This is a genomic window from Flavobacterium alvei (genome assembly GCF_002920895.1).
Lineage (GTDB): Bacteria > Bacteroidota > Bacteroidia > Flavobacteriales > Flavobacteriaceae > Flavobacterium > Flavobacterium alvei.
In genome coordinates this window covers 151,311-171,850 of sequence record NZ_PQVG01000006.1, presented here as the reverse complement: position 1 = coordinate 171,850, position 20,540 = coordinate 151,311, and the positions used below count along the sequence as shown (strand labels likewise).

The 20,540-nt window shown below is 33.3% G+C and carries 17 protein-coding genes; 3 read left to right on the top strand and 14 right to left on the bottom strand.

Translation table 11 applies throughout. The annotated features are described in order from the left end of the window. The first annotated feature begins 60 nt into the window (after positions 1 to 60). Complete coding sequence (locus C3L50_RS11650) at positions 61 to 1,713, top strand: putative transporter (protein WP_165784006.1); 1,653 nt, start codon at positions 61 to 63, stop codon at positions 1,711 to 1,713. A gap of 122 nt (positions 1,714 to 1,835) precedes the next feature. Here the strand turns inward: C3L50_RS11650 and C3L50_RS11645 are convergent, their stop codons facing one another. Genes C3L50_RS11645 through C3L50_RS11635 form a run of 3 tightly spaced genes read right to left on the bottom strand, consistent with a single transcriptional unit; the run spans position 1,836 to position 7,526 of the window. After that, entirely contained in the window at positions 1,836 to 3,203 is a 1,368-nt protein-coding gene (locus C3L50_RS11645) for an efflux transporter outer membrane subunit (protein WP_103806483.1), read from the bottom strand. Continuing rightward, on the bottom strand, positions 3,193 to 6,360 hold the full coding sequence (locus C3L50_RS11640; protein WP_103806355.1) for an efflux RND transporter permease subunit: 3,168 nt from the start codon (positions 6,358 to 6,360) through the stop codon (positions 3,193 to 3,195). The genes C3L50_RS11645 and C3L50_RS11640 overlap by 11 nt, the downstream gene beginning before the upstream one ends. A 17-nt stretch (positions 6,361 to 6,377) precedes the next feature. Then, positions 6,378 to 7,526 (bottom strand): efflux RND transporter periplasmic adaptor subunit, encoded by a 1,149-nt coding sequence (locus tag C3L50_RS11635; RefSeq protein WP_103806354.1) that lies wholly within the window; start codon positions 7,524 to 7,526, stop codon positions 6,378 to 6,380. A gap of 631 nt (positions 7,527 to 8,157) precedes the next feature. Here C3L50_RS11635 and C3L50_RS11630 point away from each other — a divergent pair. Both C3L50_RS11630 and C3L50_RS11625 read left to right on the top strand, forming a co-directional pair. Next, complete coding sequence (locus C3L50_RS11630; RefSeq protein WP_103806353.1) at positions 8,158 to 9,126, top strand: polyphosphate kinase 2 family protein; 969 nt, start codon at positions 8,158 to 8,160, stop codon at positions 9,124 to 9,126. Between the two features lie 17 nt (positions 9,127 to 9,143). Next, positions 9,144 to 10,823, top strand: a complete 1,680-nt coding sequence (locus tag C3L50_RS11625) for a SulP family inorganic anion transporter (protein ID WP_103806352.1) — start codon at positions 9,144 to 9,146, stop codon at positions 10,821 to 10,823. 26 nt (positions 10,824 to 10,849) lie between these two features. Here the strand turns inward: C3L50_RS11625 and C3L50_RS11620 are convergent, their stop codons facing one another. The 11 genes from C3L50_RS11620 to C3L50_RS11570 all read right to left on the bottom strand — a co-directional run bounded on the left by C3L50_RS11620 (position 10,850) and on the right by C3L50_RS11570 (position 20,503). Next, positions 10,850 to 11,557, bottom strand: a complete 708-nt coding sequence (locus C3L50_RS11620; RefSeq protein WP_103806351.1) for an ion channel — start codon at positions 11,555 to 11,557, stop codon at positions 10,850 to 10,852. A 19-nt stretch (positions 11,558 to 11,576) separates the two neighbouring features. Beyond that, positions 11,577 to 12,026 (bottom strand): copper resistance protein NlpE, encoded by a 450-nt coding sequence (locus tag C3L50_RS11615; RefSeq protein ID WP_103806350.1) that lies wholly within the window; start codon positions 12,024 to 12,026, stop codon positions 11,577 to 11,579. A gap of 19 nt (positions 12,027 to 12,045) precedes the next feature. Continuing rightward, on the bottom strand, positions 12,046 to 12,477 hold the full coding sequence (locus C3L50_RS11610; RefSeq protein ID WP_103806349.1) for an META domain-containing protein: 432 nt from the start codon (positions 12,475 to 12,477) through the stop codon (positions 12,046 to 12,048). Positions 12,478 to 12,588: 111 nt separating this feature from the next. After that, entirely contained in the window at positions 12,589 to 13,071 is a 483-nt protein-coding gene (locus C3L50_RS11605; RefSeq protein WP_103806348.1) for a hypothetical protein, read from the bottom strand. Positions 13,072 to 13,231: 160 nt separating this feature from the next. Beyond that, positions 13,232 to 14,482 (bottom strand): BamA/TamA family outer membrane protein, encoded by a 1,251-nt coding sequence (locus C3L50_RS11600; protein WP_103806347.1) that lies wholly within the window; start codon positions 14,480 to 14,482, stop codon positions 13,232 to 13,234. A gap of 171 nt (positions 14,483 to 14,653) precedes the next feature. Next, positions 14,654 to 15,295 carry a DUF4136 domain-containing protein gene (locus C3L50_RS11595; protein WP_103806346.1) on the bottom strand — a complete coding sequence of 214 codons (642 nt, stop codon included), beginning with the start codon at positions 15,293 to 15,295 and terminating at the stop codon, positions 14,654 to 14,656. A gap of 45 nt (positions 15,296 to 15,340) precedes the next feature. Further along, complete coding sequence (locus C3L50_RS11590; protein ID WP_103806345.1) at positions 15,341 to 16,126, bottom strand: hypothetical protein; 786 nt, start codon at positions 16,124 to 16,126, stop codon at positions 15,341 to 15,343. Between the two features lie 147 nt (positions 16,127 to 16,273). Beyond that, on the bottom strand, positions 16,274 to 18,511 hold the full coding sequence (locus C3L50_RS11585) for a cytochrome c3 family protein (RefSeq protein ID WP_103806344.1): 2,238 nt from the start codon (positions 18,509 to 18,511) through the stop codon (positions 16,274 to 16,276). A 61-nt stretch (positions 18,512 to 18,572) separates the two neighbouring features. Next, the gene (locus tag C3L50_RS11580) at positions 18,573 to 19,109 is read right to left on the bottom strand and encodes a DUF4251 domain-containing protein (protein WP_103806343.1); all 537 of its coding nucleotides are present in this window, start codon (positions 19,107 to 19,109) and stop codon (positions 18,573 to 18,575) included. A 157-nt stretch (positions 19,110 to 19,266) separates the two neighbouring features. Further along, a complete protein-coding gene (locus C3L50_RS11575; RefSeq protein ID WP_165784005.1) occupies positions 19,267 to 20,097 on the bottom strand; it encodes a transporter in 831 nt (276 codons plus the stop codon). A gap of 118 nt (positions 20,098 to 20,215) precedes the next feature. Next, positions 20,216 to 20,503, bottom strand: coding sequence for a hypothetical protein (locus tag C3L50_RS11570; protein ID WP_103806341.1), 288 nt, complete (start codon positions 20,501 to 20,503; stop codon positions 20,216 to 20,218). Positions 20,504 to 20,540: the final 37 nt, after the last annotated feature.

Sequence of the window (20,540 nt, the reverse complement as noted above, 5' to 3'; positions counted from 1 at the left end):
AATATAAATATTATGTTCGAATGGTTTAGATTTTTATTCACTCCGACTGATGAGCCGGAGATGACACAGTCACTAATTGTATTATTTTTGGCTATAAGTGTCGGTTTTTTTGTTGGTAAAGTAAAGTTTGGAAATATTTCATTAGGAGTTTCTGCTGTAATGTTTGTTGGTCTTTTCTTAGGTCATTTAGGTTTTACAATGAATTCTGAATTGATTCAATTTGTTCGTGAATTTGGATTGATATTATTTGTTTATGGAATTGGTATTCAAGTAGGACCTACTTTCTTTTCATCCTTTAAAAAAGAAGGTTTGGTGTTTAATGCTTTAGGTGTTGGAACTGTATTTTTAGGGGGAATTATCACCTATCTTATTCATTTGTTGGCAAACATTAAAGTAGAAAATGCTGTTGGATTAATGTCAGGTTCGGTAACAAACACACCTGGTTTGGGGGCTGCAAAATCTACTCTTATTGAAATTCAGAAACAGTTAAACCTCCCAGCCGATCACTTTTCGGATCCAGCCATTGCTTATGCGATTACATATCCTGTTGGGGTTTTTGGAATTATTCTTATAATCATTTTAGCCAAAAACTTTTTGAAAATTGATTTAAATAAAGAAGTTAAGTTACTCCAAGAGAAAAATAAAGATTCTGAAAATAAAATTGTTCGTCAAAAATGTAGAGTGACAAATCCTGCTGTTTTTGGAAAAACTATTAAACAAATTTTGAAAGAATTCAAAATTGAAAATGTAATTATTTCGAGACAGAAACATAGCGGAACTACCATTGTATATTCTCCATCATTAGATGCTATTGTCAATCACAAAGACGTTTTGATGGTTGTAGCAAAACAAAAAGATATTGATAATTTTATTGAAAATGTTGGTAAAGTTTCAACCGATTTATTTATTGAGTCTGAAGATGATATTACAACAAAAATCATAAGTGTAACCCAAAAAACAGCTACTCATAAAACATTGGCACAATTGGATTTATATAATCAATATGATGTTAGAGTCACTCGTGTTATTCGTTCAGGATTAGAACTTCTAGCACAACCTTCACTAGAGTTGTTTTATGGAGATACTTTAATGGTTGTTGGAAATAGACAAGCCATTGAAGAAGCAGAAAAATTGATTGGAAATTCTAAAAAAATACTTTTGGAACCTGATTTTCTCTCTCTTTTTGGAGGTTTGATTTTTGGTGTGGTCATTGGTTCTATTCCATTTTTTATTCCTTCTTTGCCAGTTCCTCTAAAATTAGGATTGGCTGCAGGACCACTTTTAGCTGCTTTATTTATTAGTAGATATGGCGGTGTTGGGGTCATTCACTCTTATATCAATAATGGTGCTATTCACTTTATGAAAGATTTTGGTATCTGTTTATTTTTTGCTGCAGTAGGAATTAAAGCAGGTCATGGTTTTTATGATAGTTTTATTGAAAATAATGGCTGGATGTGGATTTATTATGGCTGTTTTATCACTTTCATTCCATTGACGATATTAGTATTGATTAGCCGATTTGTTTTTAAATTAAATTTCTATCAAATGGTCGGAATTATGAGTGGTTCTTATACCGATCCAGCTGCCTTAGCTTTTAGTACAAAATATTTGGATTCTGATATACCTAATCAATCCTATGCAACAGTTTACCCATTAGTGACTATCAGTAGAATTTTAGTGGCCCAATTACTCATCTTGCTTTTTGCGAGTTGATACTCTATATATTTCAACCCAAAGGGCTATTTCACTATTGGTGAGTAGCCCTTTTTTATTTGGATCACAAAAAAAACTTGCCAATAGAAGACAAGTTTTTAAAATATATTTTTGAAAATGAACTAATTCCAACCACCACCTAAAGCTCTATACAATTCGATAGTAGAACTTAATTGATTTTGTGCTAATTCCGAAAGTTTTAATTCAGCATCAAACAAAGAACGTTCAATATCAATAACTTCAAGATAAGAAACATAACCGTTATAATATCTGGCATTTGATAATTCTAAGTTCTTTCTGGCAGCGATTACTTGACGGTTTCGAGCTGTCCATTCTTCTTTGTAAGTTCTTACGTTTTGCAAAGCTTGCTCCACTTCGGCAACCGCCGTAATACAAGTTTTTTGGTAAGAAAGTCTTGATTCTTCAGCAATTTGACGGTAGATTTCTACTCTTCTTTTGTTTTTTCCAAAATTAAAAATCGGTCCAGTTACACCTGCACTAGCATTTTGCAAATAGGAAGAACCATCAAATAAATTGCTGACAGAACTATTAGCAAAACCAGCTAATGCTGCAATGTTAAACGATGGAAAACGCATTGCTTGCGCCACACCTATTCGCTCGTTGGCAGCCATATACAATCGTTCGGCTTGATTCACATCCGGTCTGTTTTTTAACAAAATAGATGGAATTGAAACCGGAATAGTACTAGCTATTTGAAGTTCTGAATTGGTTTTACCTCGTTCTATTGGTGCTGGTGCTTGACCAATTAGAATTGAAATTTTGTTTTCAAGAACAGTTATTTGGCGTTTAATAGCGGGAATAGTTGCTTCGGCAATGGCAACTTGTTGTTCAATTTGTACCAAATCAACTTCTGAAACATACCCTGATTTAAATCTTTGATTGATGATATCATAACCTTTTTGTCTTGATTCCAAGGTTTTCTCGGCAATCAACAATCGATTGTCAAAATCACGAAGTTGAAAATAGGAAACAGCAATATCACTTACAAGATTCGAAAGAATTACTTTTCGACCTTCTTCGCTAGCCAACAATTCATTTTGAACAGCTCTATTCTCGTGACGAATTTTCCCCCAAAAGTCCAATTCCCAAGAAAGTGAAGCCGAAGCATTAGAAACTGGAAATGCTTTTTCATTGCTGTTCACTTTTGCTCCATATCCAATAGCTGGCAACAAATCAGCTTTAGTATAACCAAGTTCTGCTCTGCTACGTTCAATACGAGCCATCGCAATTCTCATATCATAGTTATTAGCCAAGCCTTTGTTTATTAAGCCTTTTAGAACATCATCATTAAAAAGATCAAACCATTTTACATTGACAACAGAAGCTAATGTATCAATATTAGCAGCACCGTTTCTAAAATTCGTAGCATTTTGGTCTTCTGGTTTTTTATATTTAGATCCTACCAAACAACCAACTGGAAGAATGGCAAGTACAAGAATAATAACAACTATTTTTAATTTATTCCTCATGACTTGTTGTATTTGAATTAATTTCGTCATTTGTAACTACTTCTTTCTTTTTGCCAATATTTTCGATCATTACATAAAGTCCAGGTACAATTAATACCCCAAGAACTGTGGCTATTAACATTCCGCTAAATACTGCCATTCCCATTACAATACGTGCTTGAGATCCTGCTCCAGTAGCTGTAAGCAACGGAACAACTCCAAGAATGAAGGCAAATGCCGTCATCAAAATGGGTCGAAAACGAAGTTTGGCCGCTACCATTGCGGCTTCATAAAGTGGCACTCCTTTTTCATATTCTTCTTTGGCAAATTCTACAATAAGAATTGCATTTTTGGCGACGAGTCCAATTAGCAATACGAGTCCAATTTGCGCAAATACATTGTTGACATAAGCATCACTTCCTATTCGTGCTAAGAATAAGCCTAAAAATGCGCCAAATACGGCTAAAGGTGCGCCAAGCAATACACTAAATGGTAATTTCCAGCTTTCGTATTGTGCAGCAAGAATTAAAAAGACAAATATTAACGCCATTAAAAACACAGTTCCACCTCCTGGCGAGTGTTTTTCTTGGTAAGACAAGTTGATATAATCATAACTCATATCAGCTGGTAAGGTCTCTTTGGCAACTTCTTCCAAAGCTGTCAATGCTTGTGCACTACTATATCCATCATTTGGACTTCCTCCTATTTCGGCAGCACGAAATAAATTCAATCTATTAGTAAAATCAGGTCCTGTCACTTTTGTTGCTGTAACTAATGTTGATATAGGCAACATATCACCATTGCTGTTTTTTACATAAATCAGGTTCAAGTTTTCAGGCTTCACACGATCAACTGCTTCTCCTTGCAAATACACTTTGTACTGACGCCCAAAACGGTTAAAATCATTGACATAACTACCTCCTAAGAAAGCGCCTAAGGCTTCGGTAACTTTAGAAACAGGCACACCTAATTTCATTGCTTTGTCGTTATCAATCTCTAATTTTACTTGAGGAGTTCCGGCATTAAAAGTCGTGTAAATCCTTTTTATTTCAGGACGTTTTTGAGCTGCTGCAATAAAGGCTTGGGTTTGTTGTGCCAGATATTGTGGCGAATTTCCACCTCTATCCTGCAACATCAAACTGAAACCCGCAGATGCTCCCAATCCTTGAATAGCAGGTGGACCAAATGAAAATGCTGTAGCATTGGTAATTTGAGTTGATAGTTTTTTGTTTAACTTATCAATAAATTGTTTGGCCGTTTCTGATCTTTCTTCCCAAGGTTTTAAGGATATAAATATAAATGCGCTGTTGGGTTGATACGAACTGGTAAGCATACTAAATCCGTTGATTGTGGTGTAAGAAAGTATTGATTCCTCTTCCTTTAAGAAACCATCTACTTTCTTCGAGATTTCATTAGTTCGTTGTAGTGAAGATGCAGGAGGTAATGAAATATTAACCAATGCATATCCTTGATCTTCTTCAGGAATAAATCCTGGTGGTATTTTCTTTCCTAACAATACAACAGCCACTAAGATGATTCCAAGTAAGGCTACAATTCGCATTGATTTTTTGGCAAAAAAAGTAGCTCCTTTTAAATAACCACCCGTAACATTATTGAAAATTCTATTGAAACCAGCAAAAAATTTCGCCAGCCATCCTGTTTGTTCTTCAACTGGTTTTGTGGGTTTCAACAACATTGCACAAAGAGCGGGACTCAACGACAAGGCACTAAATGCCGAGAACGCTACAGAAACGGCAATGGTTATGGCAAATTGTTGGTAAAAACGGCCTGTAATTCCAGGAGTCATAGCAACAGGAATAAATACGGCACACAAAATTAAAGCAATGGCAATTACTGGACCTGAAACTTCTTTCATCGCTTGAATTGTGGCTTCTTTGGGTGTTTTTCCGTGTTCAATATGATGGATAACGGCCTCCACCACCACAATGGCATCATCAACCACAATACCAATAGCTAATACTAATCCCAATAAAGACAATGTATTGATTGAGAAACCTAACATTGGAAAAACAGCAATTGTTCCAATTAATGATACGGGGACTGTTATCAAAGGAATTAATGTCGCACGCCAATTTTGAAGAAAGATAAACACCACTAATATTACTAAAATAATGGCTTCAAAAAGAGTGTGAACAATATCTTCAACACCTGCTGTAATAGCGAGAGTTGTATCTAATGACTCTTGATATTCTATGTCTTTAGGAAATTTTTCAGCCATTTCCTTCATAGCCTTTTTTGCTATTTCGGCTACTTCAAGCGCATTACTGCCCGGCATTTGATACAAAGCAATTACAGCACTAGGCGACCCATTTCTTCTAGCGGTTGAACTGTAATTTTCTGTCCCTAATTCAATACGAGAGATGTCGCTTAACAAAACCTGAGCGCCATCGTCTTTACTTCGAACAACGATATTGGCAAATTGTTTTTCGGTAACCAATCGATCTTGTAACGTAACTCCATAGGTAAAATCAGTTCCCATTGGTGCTGGTTCTGCTCCAAATTTTCCTCCAGGACTAATCATATTTTGGGCATTCAAGGCATTTTTTACATCCTCAACTGTTACACCAAGTTTAGACATTACATCTGCCTTTAACCAAACACGCATCGAATAATCGCTTCCTCCAAATAAAGAAACTTCTCCAACTCCTTTGATTCGCGCCAATTGATCCACAATATTGATACTGGCATAGTTATTCAAAAACTTAGCATCGTATTTTGGATTTGTTGAAGTAACAGTAAACAACATCATCGGGAATGACAATGATTTTTTCACCACTACCCCTTGTTGTTTTACACTCGCTGGCATAAATGGTGACGATTGATTTTGCCTGTTTTGCGTCAACATATTGGCGTTATCCAAATTGGTTCCTACATCAAAAGTTACCTCAATTGTACAGGCTCCATCAGATGTATTGGTAGATTTCATATAAAGCATTTGCTCTACCCCATTTACTTTTTGCTCAATAGGAGTTGCAACGGCTTGCTCCACATTCAACGCATTGGCACCAGTGAAACTAGTAGTAATTTTTACAACTGGTGGGTTAATATCTGGATATTGTGAAACAGGTGTTTTCTGTAATGCTAACAATCCAAGTATCACAATGATGATACTGATTACCATAGCAACAATCGGTCTTCGAACGAAAAATTCTCCCATAATGATTATTCTCTAAATTATTTAGTTGCTGAAGTTGCTACCTGACCGGGTTGCCAAGGTGTGATTTTTGGAACGATAACACTTCCGTTTTTCAATAATGAAGTACCTCCCATAGCGATTTTGTCACCAGTTTTCAGACCATCTTCTATAACATAACCATCTTTATAAGAAGGACCTGGTTTGATAATTTGCATCTGTACTTTGCTGCTGTCTCCCAAAACATAGACTTGATAAATTCCTTGCATTTCGATTACAGCACGTTGAGGAATTACTAATGCGTCTTTGCGAACATCTGTAACCACGCCCACTTTTACATATTGTCCAGGTCGTAATAACTTATCAGGATTTGGAAATGCGGCTTCAAATGTAATCGCACCAGTAGTTGGATCAATTTGTCTGTCGGCAAAACTTACTTTTCCTATCTGCGGATATTGGGATCCATCGGATAATTTTAATGTAACGGACTGTCCAATTCCTTTTAAGTTTGAATCTGGTTTATTTATTTCTCTATAAATTCTAAGAAATTCTTGTTCGCTCAAAGTAAAACGAACCCTTACATCTCCCAAATCTGAAACTGTATTTAAAACCGATCCTGCTCCAGGTCGCACATAATCGCCGACTCTCACTTTAGAAATCCCAATCATTCCTGTAATTGGAGATACAATCCTACAATAGCCTAATTGTATTCTTGCAGCTTCTAAATTAGCTTTAGATGCTTTTATTGAAGCTATAGAAGCGTTGTAAGCTTCTTTGGCTGCAATCAATTCTCTTTGGCTTACAGCGTTCATTTTGGCCAAGGGTGCCATCATATCATAATCAGATTTAGTTCTGGCTAATTTGGCTTCCACCTCTGCCAATGCTCCTTCGGCTTGATGTACTTTTTCACGAAAAGGTAAGGGATCAATAGTGTATAGTAATTGTCCTTTGGTAACAACACTACCTTCTTTAAAATTTAAACTTTCTATCAAACCATCCACTCTTGGATTAATTTGAATGTCAGATTGCCCGAAGGTTTGCCCAGTATATTCAGATTCTAGTCGAACATCTTGTTCTACCACTTGAGTGACAGCAATTTCAAGAGGCTTCATCTCTGGAGCGGCTTCTTTTTTGCAGGATGACATTATAAAAACTGATAATAATGCTGGTAAAAAGTATGCTTGTTTCATATTCAATTTTTAATTTTGATGTATAAATAGTTTACTTATAATGGTTAGAATATTAGATTTAATTTACTAAGTATGCTCTTACTTTCTGTAAAAACAAATCTAATTAAATTTTTCTTAACATTCTTTATTTAACTTAATAAATTCAATTTTCAAACTAATATCTATCAAAATAAATTAGCTAGTCTTCAAATACATGTAAAATTCCCCACTATTACTGCAACAAAAAACACCAAGCACCATAACCCCTTTTCATCATCGTATAATTCAGTAATTACTAATTTACAAAGCATCTTCAAGATTGTACTATTCGCAAAATACTGTATAAGAGAGTTCGATCAAATTTATTTTTAACAATATATCGTCACTTGTCATATTTTTTTCTGATTCATTCCAAAACTAAAATTAAAAAACAATCTTAGATTATTGATATTAAGTATCACTAATTGCATTTTATGAGCAACAATAATGCACAAGGAACTTCGTTAAATTTATAAAAAAAATCACTATTTTTGAAGTAACAATTCGTAATACATTGGCTTTTCATACATTAAAATTACAGCATATCTGATTCGTGTTTACACATTTTTTATAACGAAATATTTCACTCAAAAAAATAAAAAATTTTAAAATTATGGCAAAATCAAATAACAAAAAATCAAACAACTTTGAGAAAAATGCCAAAGAATTAAACACTTTAAGCAAAAAGGAACTCATAAAAAGAGCTAAAAATTTCTCCAAACAATATTGTGTAGGAAAAGGCGAAGATTTTAAACTGAAAGAATACGAAACCAAAGCTAGTTTTGATTTGGGTGAAGAAGGTAAAACATTGGTAAACGAAACTTTACAACTAGGAGTTGATGCATTAGCAGCAATGCAAGATATTTTGTATGCTCAAGACAAATGGTCTCTTTTACTTATTTTTCAAGCGATGGATGCTGCAGGCAAAGATGGTGCTATCAAACATGTGATGTCTGGAGTAAATCCTCAGGGGTGTCAAGTATCCTCATTCAAAGCGCCAAGTTCTGAAGAATTGGATCACGATTTTTTATGGCGTTGTCAAAAACATTTGCCAGAACGAGGTCGCATCGGTATTTTTAATCGTTCCTACTATGAAGAAGTATTAGTGGTTAGAGTTCACGAACAAATTTTGAAAGGACAAAAACTTCCCGAAAAATTAATTACCAAGGACATATGGGAAGATCGGTTTCAGGATATTCGTAATTTCGAAAAATATTTAAATAGAAATGGAACTGTTGTCATCAAATTTTTTCTAAATGTATCCAAAAAAGAACAAAAAGAACGCTTTATAGAACGCGTTGATGATCCAGATAAAAATTGGAAATTTAGTGCCGCCGATGCCAAAGAACGAGGTTTTTGGGATGATTACATGTTTGCCTATGAAGAGTTAATCAAAAATACCTCGACCGAAAAATCGCCTTGGTATGTGATTCCAGCCGATAACAAATCCTATGCTAGAATTGCTATCGCATCGGCTATTATTAACGCATTAGACGAAATGGAATTAGAGTATCCTACTGTGAGTGCTGAAAAATTAGCTGAATTACAAACTGTAAAAAAAGCTTTATTAGAGGAAAAATAATTTTACTCATTTCATTTATGAAATTATCAAGTGATCTATTCCCTCCTATTGACTGGCTCAAAGGATATTCTAAATCATTAGCAAAAAAAGATTTAATCGCTGGAATAACTTTAGCGGCCTATGGAATTCCTGTCTCATTGGCCTATGCAACACTAGCAGGATTGCCCCCACAATATGGAGTTTACGGCTACCTTATTGGTGGACTAATTTATGCGATGCTGGGCACTAGTAAACAATTGGCGATTGGTCCCACTTCGGCAATTTCTTTAGTTATTGGAACTACAATTGCTGGTATGGCAAACGGAGATGTGCAGCGATGGGCTGATATTGCTTCATTAACGGCATTAGTCTTTGCGGGTCTAGCCATTCTTGCTTATTTATTGAGATTGAATGGCATAATTAATTTTATTAGCGAAACCGTTTTGGTAGGCTTCAAAGCGGGTGCAGCATTGACCATTGGATTAACCCAATTACCCAAATTATTTGGTGTGAAAGGTGGAGGCGAAAATTTCATAGACCGCATTATTACACTCCTACAGCAACTTTCAGAAACCAATATTACTGTGCTAATTTTTGGAATTGTTGCCATTATAATTCTAATTTTTGGCGAAAAAATGATGCCTGGAAAACCCATTGCTATTTTGATAGTAATTGTTTCTATAGTACTCATACTTTCAACATCATTGGGTGCTCAAAACATTACAACCGTTGGAATAATCCCTTCTGGCCTTCCCGAATTTCATTTACCTACCCTTCGTATTAGAGATGTTGATGGCGTACTTCCCCTTGCGACTGCTTGTTTTCTTTTGTCTTATATCGAAAGTGTTTCGGCAGCAAGAACACTGGCGCAAAAAAATGGTTATTTCATTAACAACCGACAGGAATTACTAGCTCTTGGTGTTGCCAATGCAGCCGTTGCCTTAGGTCAAGGATACCCTGTTGCAGGAGGATTATCACAATCTGCTGTTAATGATGCAGCAGGAGCCAAAACGCCTTTATCCTTAGTATTTGCATCAGCCACAATTGCTTGTTGCCTTCTGTTTTTGACTGAAATGTTGCAATACTTGCCATCAGTAATTCTTGCCTCAATTGTGCTCGTGGCCATTCGAGGATTATTCGATTTAAAAGAAATGAAGCATTTATATAAAATCAATAAACAAGAATTTTATATTGCAATGATTGCTCTTGTTGGTGTACTCATTTGGGGAATCTTGACAGGAGTATTACTAGCAGCAATATTCACTTTATTGATATTGCTAAAAGCTACTTCAAAACCCAATGTGGCCTTTTTAGGAAGAATACCAGGAACCAAACGGTATTCTGATTTAGAACGCCACCCAGATAATGAAAACATCAAGGGGGTTTTGATTGTTAGAATTGAATCTTCTATCCTTTATTTTAATGTTGAAAACATCAAAGAACAGATTTGGGCAAAAATTAATGGAGAAACTAATGCTATAAAAACTGTAATAATAGATTTGAATTCCTCTCCGCTTGTTGATATTTCAGGAACACGGTTTTTAAAAAATCTATTTAACGATTTGAAAGCAAAAAACATAGCTTTGAAAATTGCCGAAGCCCGTTCTGAAGTACGTGATATAATACGCTCTGAGAATTTAGAAGAGCTACTCGGACACATTAGTCGCTTTATTTCGGTTGATGATTTGGTGACGGAATCCACAAAAAATAATTCTTAAAACTGTCAGAAATTAGAAAGAACTCATTATTTTGACTTTGAAGGAGCACTAGCATACTTCCCTATTAACATCGCAATGATTATAGCAACATAAAGTTGTCCAGAAGCACTAATCAAAACAGCTAATGATTTTGACACAGGATGAGTAGGAACAACATCGCCATAGCCTGTTGTGGTAAAAGTCATAAAAGTATAATAAATATTATCCTGTATGGGCTCTACCATTCCTGAATCTAATCGTTCAGAAAAACTCACATTATAAGCATTTGGAAAAGTAACTGAAACAAGTACTACAACAAGACTAAAAGCAAAACCTAATAAAAAATAACCCGTTATAGAATCTACAATTACTTTGACAGTTACCGTAGCTGTAGATGAAATTTGACCTATTAAACTAGCAACAAGGAATAACAGAAATATGAAATTGAGAAATCGAAATCCAATTTTCAATAAATTGTAATTACTAATGAATGAAATCCAAACCAAAAAAGAGAGAAAAAAAGCACTATATACAAAAAAAAGATGATGTTTTTTAAGCGCAAAAACAGCAAATACAAAAATTCCAGTTATAGTCACATTGTAAAAAAAGTTGATACTTTCTCTAGGAAAAATAGGGAGTATAAAAATGGCAATTAAGGTAAAAACCAAAAGAATACCATTAGCTACAGCTGATTTATTTTTTCTACCATCCGCAGAGAATACATCTTTTAACTTGGATAAAAAAGGTTTTTTCATAATTTTAAATAAAAGGTTCTTATTTTTTTAAAATATATTTCTCAGCCAAACTTCCACTTATCACATGTCCTTCCATATCCAGTTGAATTAGTTGATTTTCTCCAACTTTGTACTGATTTGGTCTGTTTTTCAAACCATCCAAATAAATTATTCCTCCTGTTTTGTCCCAAGAAAAAACACCTTTTTCCTCAAATACTTTTCCATCATCTTTGCCAAGATATTTGGTTTTGAGTGTAAATGTTAAGTCAGCATTCAAAACTATTTCTGTTTCAATTCCTTCACAATCGGCACAAGGAGTTACGCCTTTGTAAGTTCCTTGCCAGTCTAAAGAATTTTGAGAATTATGAGAATCTGCTGGAACTTTTACAGGAACATTTGCAATTTTATCGGTATTGATTTCTGATTGTTTTACTTCTTTTTTACAAGAAAGAAAGAGTAAAGAAGCACAAAGTAATAGCACTATTTTCATTTTAAAATTGAATTATATGTTATTTTTTTTCAAAGCGCATCATGGCAATGTCTCCCATAATAAAATTTAATATTTTCCCATCTTCAGAAATAGAATAGGAATCAATTTTTTCTAAAGTATTCATAAAAACCTGATCGCCATTGCCTTGACAAGCCATCATTGACATTCCCATTTTTGAATGTTTAAAATTAATCTTATTACCATCAACTTGAAGTGTTCCAAAATATTGATTACATCCATTGTTCCCAGAAACTTTATTTTCTTTCAAATCGAAAGAAATTGTGGGCTTTTTATTGGGATATAATCCATTAAAGGCTATTCTTGGCCCCGAAATATAATTCAATTCCCAATTTCCTTCTAAAGATTTTGAGGTTTTCATTGCTGATTGATTTGATTTGCAAGCTATAAAAGTCAAGCCTGTAAGGATTAGAATTGAAACTATTTTTTTCATAATAAAAATGTTTTGTGGTTTGAATAATAATGAAATACCAAATATTCAATTACTATATAAAAAAAACGTAGTAAACTAAATTCACTACGTTTTATATTTATTGAAATCTAATTATTTTGTTTTTATTGCTTCCATTTCACCAATAAATGGAATTGCTTCCTGCATTTCAGAATTAACTGTGGTTTGCATGTAATTTTCAAACTGAATTATTTTTGCAGCACTAACAGCTCCAACTACTTTTTTGTATTTACCATAATATTTTGATAGTAATTTTTGGTAGTCAGCATTGTTTTTTAGGCTTTCCTTTGCAATTTTATCAGCACTTTCATCAGTAAGTCCCGCATAATTGCTCGCATAATCATTGATGATGGCTACTTTAGCTTTACCTAATGCTTTGCGTTCCATTTCGAATTCATCATATGTTTTCCAAAATGCAACACTTTGTGCTTCTGGAATTGCCATATAAGCTACAGCTAATTCTTTTTTAGATTTTCCGTAAATGCCTTGAATTACTTCAAGATCTTCTTTGTCAGATGTTTGAGAAAAAACACCCGTTGTAACAGCCACTAATAAGATTAAAAATACTTTTTTCATAATGATATCTTTTGTAATTATTATTTTGTTAATTTACTTCAAAAATAATTATTTTTTCTATACAAATATACAATTTAGCCTTTATATTTATCAACTATTAGTATTTATAATTAGAAGTAACCGGAGTGTTTAAATCACTAAAAACAAGAATGTTTTAATTTTAAAAAGATTCACCAGCATTTAGATAAAAAGCTTTAGAATGGCGTCCCCAAGCATAGTTAAAAATTAGATTGGTTCTAGTGGCTTTGTCAATTAAAATTCGCAGCCCAACTCCAACGGCAGGCTGAATATATTGAAACAATTTAATGTCACGATCTTTATCGCTAGCCGAAGTGAAATTGGCAAATAAAGTTCCACTAATTAGCTGATTGCAAGTGATTGGAAAACGATATTCGGTTTCAAGATACACCATTTTTTGTCCACGAAATAGTCCTTGAGTATAACCTTTTCCGCTCCTACTCCTTTGATCCCAGCCGATTGATGGTAAATTTAAATAAGGGACATTGCCCGTGGTTACAAACTGACCTGTGGCCCATAAACTAAAGACATGTTGCTCATTATACTTGCTTAAAGGCAAAAAATAGCGATATTCCATAAACAACACACTACTAGCATATTGACTTTTGGTTAATGCAGGATTAAATCTATAATTGATATTGGCAAACATACCTCGATTGGTATTTATTTGATTGTCTCTAGAGTCGTATAATAAATTCAAGCTTGCTCCATTTACTACATATTCTTTATCATTAAATCCATATTTTTGACTGTAATTATAATGATTGGTAAACTGACCGTTTGCAATATCTAAGTTTTCGTCAGTAATAGTGGTGTACCAGTCTAAATGAACTCCGGCTCCAACATAATAATTATTTTTAACCTCCCAAGAGGCAGTTTGATGGAACTTAAAATAATTATAATTCATAGGCTCTTTCAGCGCATTCAAATCAAAATCGTCATCTTTTGAAGCGCGAGGAATAATATCTGTTCCTAAACCATAATTGGGTTGTGAAAAAATATAAAAACGCCAATCACCACTAAGATAAATATTATTATTTTTTAGCATCACACTATTTTTGAAATTGAGAAGCAGCTGCTTTTTTTCGGTGAATGTTGCTCCGAGATTAATAGACGAATATTTGTCATCTATTTTTTTTCCTTTGAAAGTATATTGAGTCACAAATCCGTATGAAAATCCCGTTGCAGGTTGCGAACCAATTATTGGAATAATAAGAAAAAAGTTGTTTTTTTGAGGTTTTACTATAAGAACCGAATCTTTTTTTTTAAAAAGTTCGGGTAATGATTTTATAGGGCATGGTTTTATTGAATCACCAAAATTTTGGGCTTTGATGCTAAATTGTGCCCAAACAATAAATATTAGACTAAAACTAATTATTCCTTTTTTATTCATACTGCAAATTTATAATTTTAAAGCTAAAAAACAGGTATAGTTCATAAAGGAAAGTTTCTTTATTTTTTCATAAAATACTTTTGAAAATTGAATGAATTATTACAAAAGAAAACAGATTATAAAGCAACAATTGTTGCTTTATAATCTGTTTATTCAAGTTAGAAAAGGGAATTATTTTTTAACTTCTTCCTTTTTAATAAGTCCTTTGTTATTCAATTCCGTTTTAACTGCAGCAATAATTCCGTCTATAGCTTCATTTGTTTTACTAGGATTCAGTGTTGAAGTTGTTCCTGACCATAGTAATTTATTCGATTTTACGTCATAAATATTGGTTTCAACATAATACGTTTTATTTTCTTCATAATATCCTGGAGTACCATAAATACTACCTCCGTATCCCCAGCCTCTATAACCTCCATAATATCCACCACCATAGCCCCAACCACCATAATAAGCGGTGCCTTGAACATAATCAGTAGTTTTAGTAATATCTGTCAAACGCATTAAAATAATGGCTTCAATACCATCTTTCAATAAATCAGCAACTACTAATTTTTGGTCTTGTTGATCTGGTTTTAAATAATTGTAGGAAGCTATAAAGTTACCTTTAGGCGAAGAGGCAACAATTTTATCTTCGGCAATTCTTCTAGAAGAATCATCTTTTAATTGAGCAATTACTAAAACTTTGTCATATGCCTTAACAGATCCTGCATTCAAGGATGGATCAGACCAAGTTTTAACAATTTGAGTTGATGGACTACATCCAACTAATAAACTAATTGCCAATGCGGATAATAATAATTTGATTTTCATAATTGTTTTAATGTTTGTTAGTAACTATTTATTGTTTCTATTTATTTAAAATCTATACCCTATTTGAATCATATATCTATAACCAAAACTTGTGGTCGAAACAGTTCCTTTCTTTTGAAATTCACCATCTAAATCAAGACCATCATAGCCTGGAAATTTATCTTTTAATGCTTCATTCAATTTATCTAAGAATTTTTGTCGGTCTTCGTCTGATAAATTTCCTCCAATATCTGCTTTAATTTTATAGGTTGCAATTCCTGGGCCAATTAGAATCATATCGACTGAAAATCGTTTCCAAAAAACAAATTGATATCCTAATTGAAAACCAATTTGATTTATTTTAATATTCATATCTGATTCAACCGTTGTAAGACTTGCAGCATCATCAGGTTGATATTGCCAAGAATGCTTTTTATCAAATGTATTGTGCGAAATATAAGGGCCAATATAAACGCCTCTTGGAGCATTATATTTGTTTAATTTAGACAAATAAAAACGATAATCTCCTGAAAGATGAAATCCTCCTTCGCTTAGAATTGTATTGGATTTGAACTCAGCATCGTTAACAAAATTAAATGATGGAAGCCCAGCCTGACCAATATTAATAGAAAAAGTTTGATTGTTTTTCAACACTCTTTCGTAACCAAAAATTAACGATTTACCCCCAAAAATTAATGGGTTTGTTATGTTGAAATGTATCGTGTTTTTAAACTCTTTTTCTGGTTTTTCAATGCTTTCCGATGTTTGTGCATTTGCGTTTAATGAAAATAGTACAAAAACAAACGAAAAAAATAATAGCCTTTTAATCTGTTGTAAGTAAGTTTTTTTCATAAGAGTTTATTTATGTTAATAATGAATAAATGTATAAATCCAAATTCACAAAAAAAAACTATCCTTTTGAAATTCAGAAAAAAAATAGTCAACACTGCCTCTTTGGCATTGATTATCATAAAATTAATAAAAAAAATCAACTTTCTATTATATTCCAAAGTTTTTAAACATTTCTTGGTAATTTGGATTATTAGGATCTAACTGTTTCAATTTCATACCTGTTTGCAGCGCTTTCAGCTTATTATTAGTTTGTATATAGACATAAGTTAGCGCATAATACAAATCAGGAAATGATGGGTTTATAGCGATTCCTTTAAGCAAAACAGCTTCAGCTTCTTTATTTTTTTTGCTTTGGCTCAATAGTAATCCATAATTATAATAGACTCTTGGATTTGATGATTTCAATTCAACTGCTTTTGAAAAAGCCTTTTCAGCAGCTGGAATATTATTCATTTCATTCTGCAACAAAGCCATATTGTAATATATTCGATCATTTTTAGAATCATTTTTCAAAGCTAATTCTAATGTTTGCAATGCTTGTATATTTTTACCTTGCGAATTATATGCAGCCGATAAATTGAGCAAAGCATAATTCATATTGCTGTCTTTTTTTAGACCTCGCAAATAAAATTTTTCGGCATTATCGTAATCTTTCAATTTTAAATAATAATCAGCTAACATCACATTTCCAGTCGAAAAATCGGTTTGATACCGCAATGATTTTTCTAATTCGATTTGCGCTAACGAAAATGCTTTTTCATATTGTGAGGGCAGTTGTTCTTTTGGAATTATAATATAAAGATCGGCAGCAGCAATTCGAACTGATCTCACTTTGTCTGAAAGTAACGGACCAACTGCTTCAATCCAACGATCTGAAGGAAAGGATGCTAAACTTCTTAGAGCACGATACCTAATTTGAGCTTCCTTACTTGCTAATCGAGCCAAAAGTGTATTCAAACTTGTTTCTGTTTGAATATTGGCTAAATAAAAAGTGGCTGTAGCTTTGATTATTTTAGGTACAAATTTATTGTTAATCAGTTTGGTTAAATGTTTTTCACTATTGGCATCCAACTTACTTCCAGGAATCAAATCTTCGGCAAAATGATATTTTCTTTTAGGACCATACCATTTTACAATTGCATCGGCCAAAACTTTCTCTGATTTGTCTTTATGACAGTTGCTACAAGCATTTGGAGTTCCATATTTTACAGACAAATCGGGTCTAGGCACTCTAAAACTATGATCGTGACGATAATCATTTCCCATATAATATTTGCCTGGCATATGACAGTTTTTACATTCGGCAGCTGGAGTTCCTTTTTTGTGAAAAGTATGCTTAGGAACATCATATTTTGTAGGAACATGGCACAGCGTACAAGTTTGATTACCCGTGCGTTTCAGTTTTGCAGAATGTGGATTATGACAAGTGCTGCAAGTAACACCTTTGTGAAACATTCTACTTTGCAAAAAAGAGGTATAAATATAATCTTCATCATCTACCTGGCCATCAGCATGATAGTTTTCGGTGTCAGGAATTTGGGGGATATAATTATCCATAATTTCCTTACTATCAATGTGAGAACCACTCAATTCTGAAACTCTTGCATGACAAGGTGCGCAAGTATTTAGCTCTTCTGTTTGTTTGGAATTTTTGGCCAATTTCATGAAACTTCCAGCTACTTTCGTTCCAGTTTTATAATCACCATTTATAAAATCGATATGGTTTTTTCCGCCTCCGTGACAGCTTTCGCAACTTACATTGATGATGCTGTAACTTGTTTTATACGTATCGGTTTTAATATCATAATTCTTCCTAAGATTTGTAGAATGGCAAGAAGCACACATTGTATTCCAGTTTTGTGCATTTCCAGTCCAATGCAACCAATCGTGCGAAGGAATTTTTTGTCCTGCATATTGGTTGAACCATTTCTTTTTATTGACATCCCAACTCAATCTCGGAACTTGCATTTTACCTCCCGGAAATTGAACTAAATATTGCTGTAAGGGTTTGTAACCAAAAATGTATTTTACTTCAAAATCGTGATTTTTACCATCATCACCTTCGGTATTGATATAGAATTTAGCTCCTTTTTTATAGAAACGACTATTGACTCCGTCTGCTGAAAAAGTAACATTGTTAAAATCTCCTTTAACGGTCGAATCGTTTGGAGGCAACATAGACATATAATGGTCTGAATGTTTCCAATCTTTAAATTCAACAGCGTGACATTTCTTGCAAGATTGATCGCCAACATAAGCTGAAGATTGCGATGTGATGTCTGAATATTTAATATATTTTGAGGTGCAACTATCTACAATAAATACTCTAAATACAACAAGTAGTACTATGGAGATCAATACTAAAACAAAGGATTTTTTATACATTTTAATTCTTTTATGCCAAAATTTTAATTAGTATTTACTGTCTTATTAATAAAAATTTAAATTATTTTTCTGTATTTGTGACTTTCTTAAACACCTGAATATCTCCATCATAAGATATTGAACTTCTATGATTACTGTTGATAGACAGAGTTGCTGAGCCCTCAAAATAAACAGTCAACATCATAGAAAACGAATCCTGTTTTCCTTTAACATCTGTTTTAATGACATAGGCTTTTTTTGTTTTTTCGACAGTATAAACGGTAGGTTTCCCTTCAAATTTCATTCCATCATCTCCTCCATATCCAATTCCACCATAGCCTCTACCTGCAAAAGGTAAATAACTCTTAATTAAATCAGGATGATATTCAACAGTATAATCTGATGTTAAATTTACGATCCTCGCTCCTTGTGGAGACATTTTAGTAGCCGAAAAAACAAATTCTTTAGATTCGATTAAAAGCGCAATTTGCTTTTGCTTTTCTAATTTTTGTTCTTCCTTTATTTGTTTTTTAGTTTTCTCTTGTGTAAATCCAGTGGCAAAAGAAAATAGAGTAATACATAAAATACTAATTAAGCTGCAATTGAATTTAGTTTTCATATTCTATAATATTTAAAATTGTTAACAGTACTTTTTAATCATTTAACAAATGTAAAAATAGTATCTAAAATTGAATTCAAGTTATAATATAAAATCAAACTGAAAATTATTTTTTTAAAAGAATATATATTGATAAGCTAGTGTAATTGAATCATAATTAAGTCCTAAAATTAGACATTAGCCCTGTGTGAAATTGCAATCTCAAAGCGTGAGCTTTTGCAATTGGAACCGAATAAGTTGCACCAACTCTCCAATCATTCAATACATCATTTGAAACTTGTCCGTCAATGGTTGTTTTTCCAACTTTATACCAATTGGTGTTTAAACCAACCCACATTTGGTTTTTAAAATAATAGCTAGCATGGGCTTGTAAAGTTAGGGTCGGGTTTTGTTTTAATACTTTATTGGTCAAATATTCTGTATTATTAGCATAAAACCAAGTACCTAAATAAGCTTCTGCATAGACATTTTTGAACTTTCTTGAAACACCAATTTCGGGTTTAAATGCCCAACGATTACTGCCAAGATTAATTTTTTTATCTTCATAGTAACGTCCTGTTGGAATAGAAGTTACAAAACTTACTCCTAAAACAGCTTTTTCCTTATTGGGTTTAAAATCTTTTCTTTCTTGAGCTGGCAGCCCCGTTAAATTAATTCCAAAACGAATGCGCATATCCGCCATACCAGACCTAGAGCCAGTGATTTCTTCTCCATTTTGCATCATTCTTCCCCTCATATCAGCAAACGGTAGTGATACTTGCACTCTGGCTAGTTTTTTTGAAATAGCAAAACTGTGAATATAATTTACCCCTAAACTTTGAGTATTAATTATAAAATCATTAATTGGCAATGATGGATCTGTAAGTACATTTCCTTTAATAAAACCATATCCAACAGCTAAGACATTCATTCCTTTAGGAACGCTGGCATATGCTCGTGGTTCTAGATCTTGGCTAAAAACAGAAATACAATAAAAACTGATGAACATTGTCAGCCAATTTTTGGTATTACTAAAGAATTGATTTGTATTTTTTATCCCCATTTATTTTACTATTTGATACTATTCATTTTTAAAATCAAAAAAAAACTCTAATAATTGAACCTATTTACTTAACCCAATTTGTTCCAAAAACGATATAATATGCCCATTCCTCTGGACCTCTGGCAACATCAATTCCTGCTCTAAGTTTCAGTTTTCTAGCTAATAAATACCTCCAACCAGCTCCGCCTGAAACTCTCCAAGATGAATTTCTAAATGTATCACCACTATCAAATGCTTTGGCTGTACCCGAAAATGTAACTAAACTATGACGATTGGTAAAATCCCATCTCCACTCTGTTTCTGCCAAAGCAGTAATATCGCCCTGATATCGCATGGTTGGAATTTCCCTCATTGAAATAATAAATTCTACAGCAGAAGAAACTAGGAAC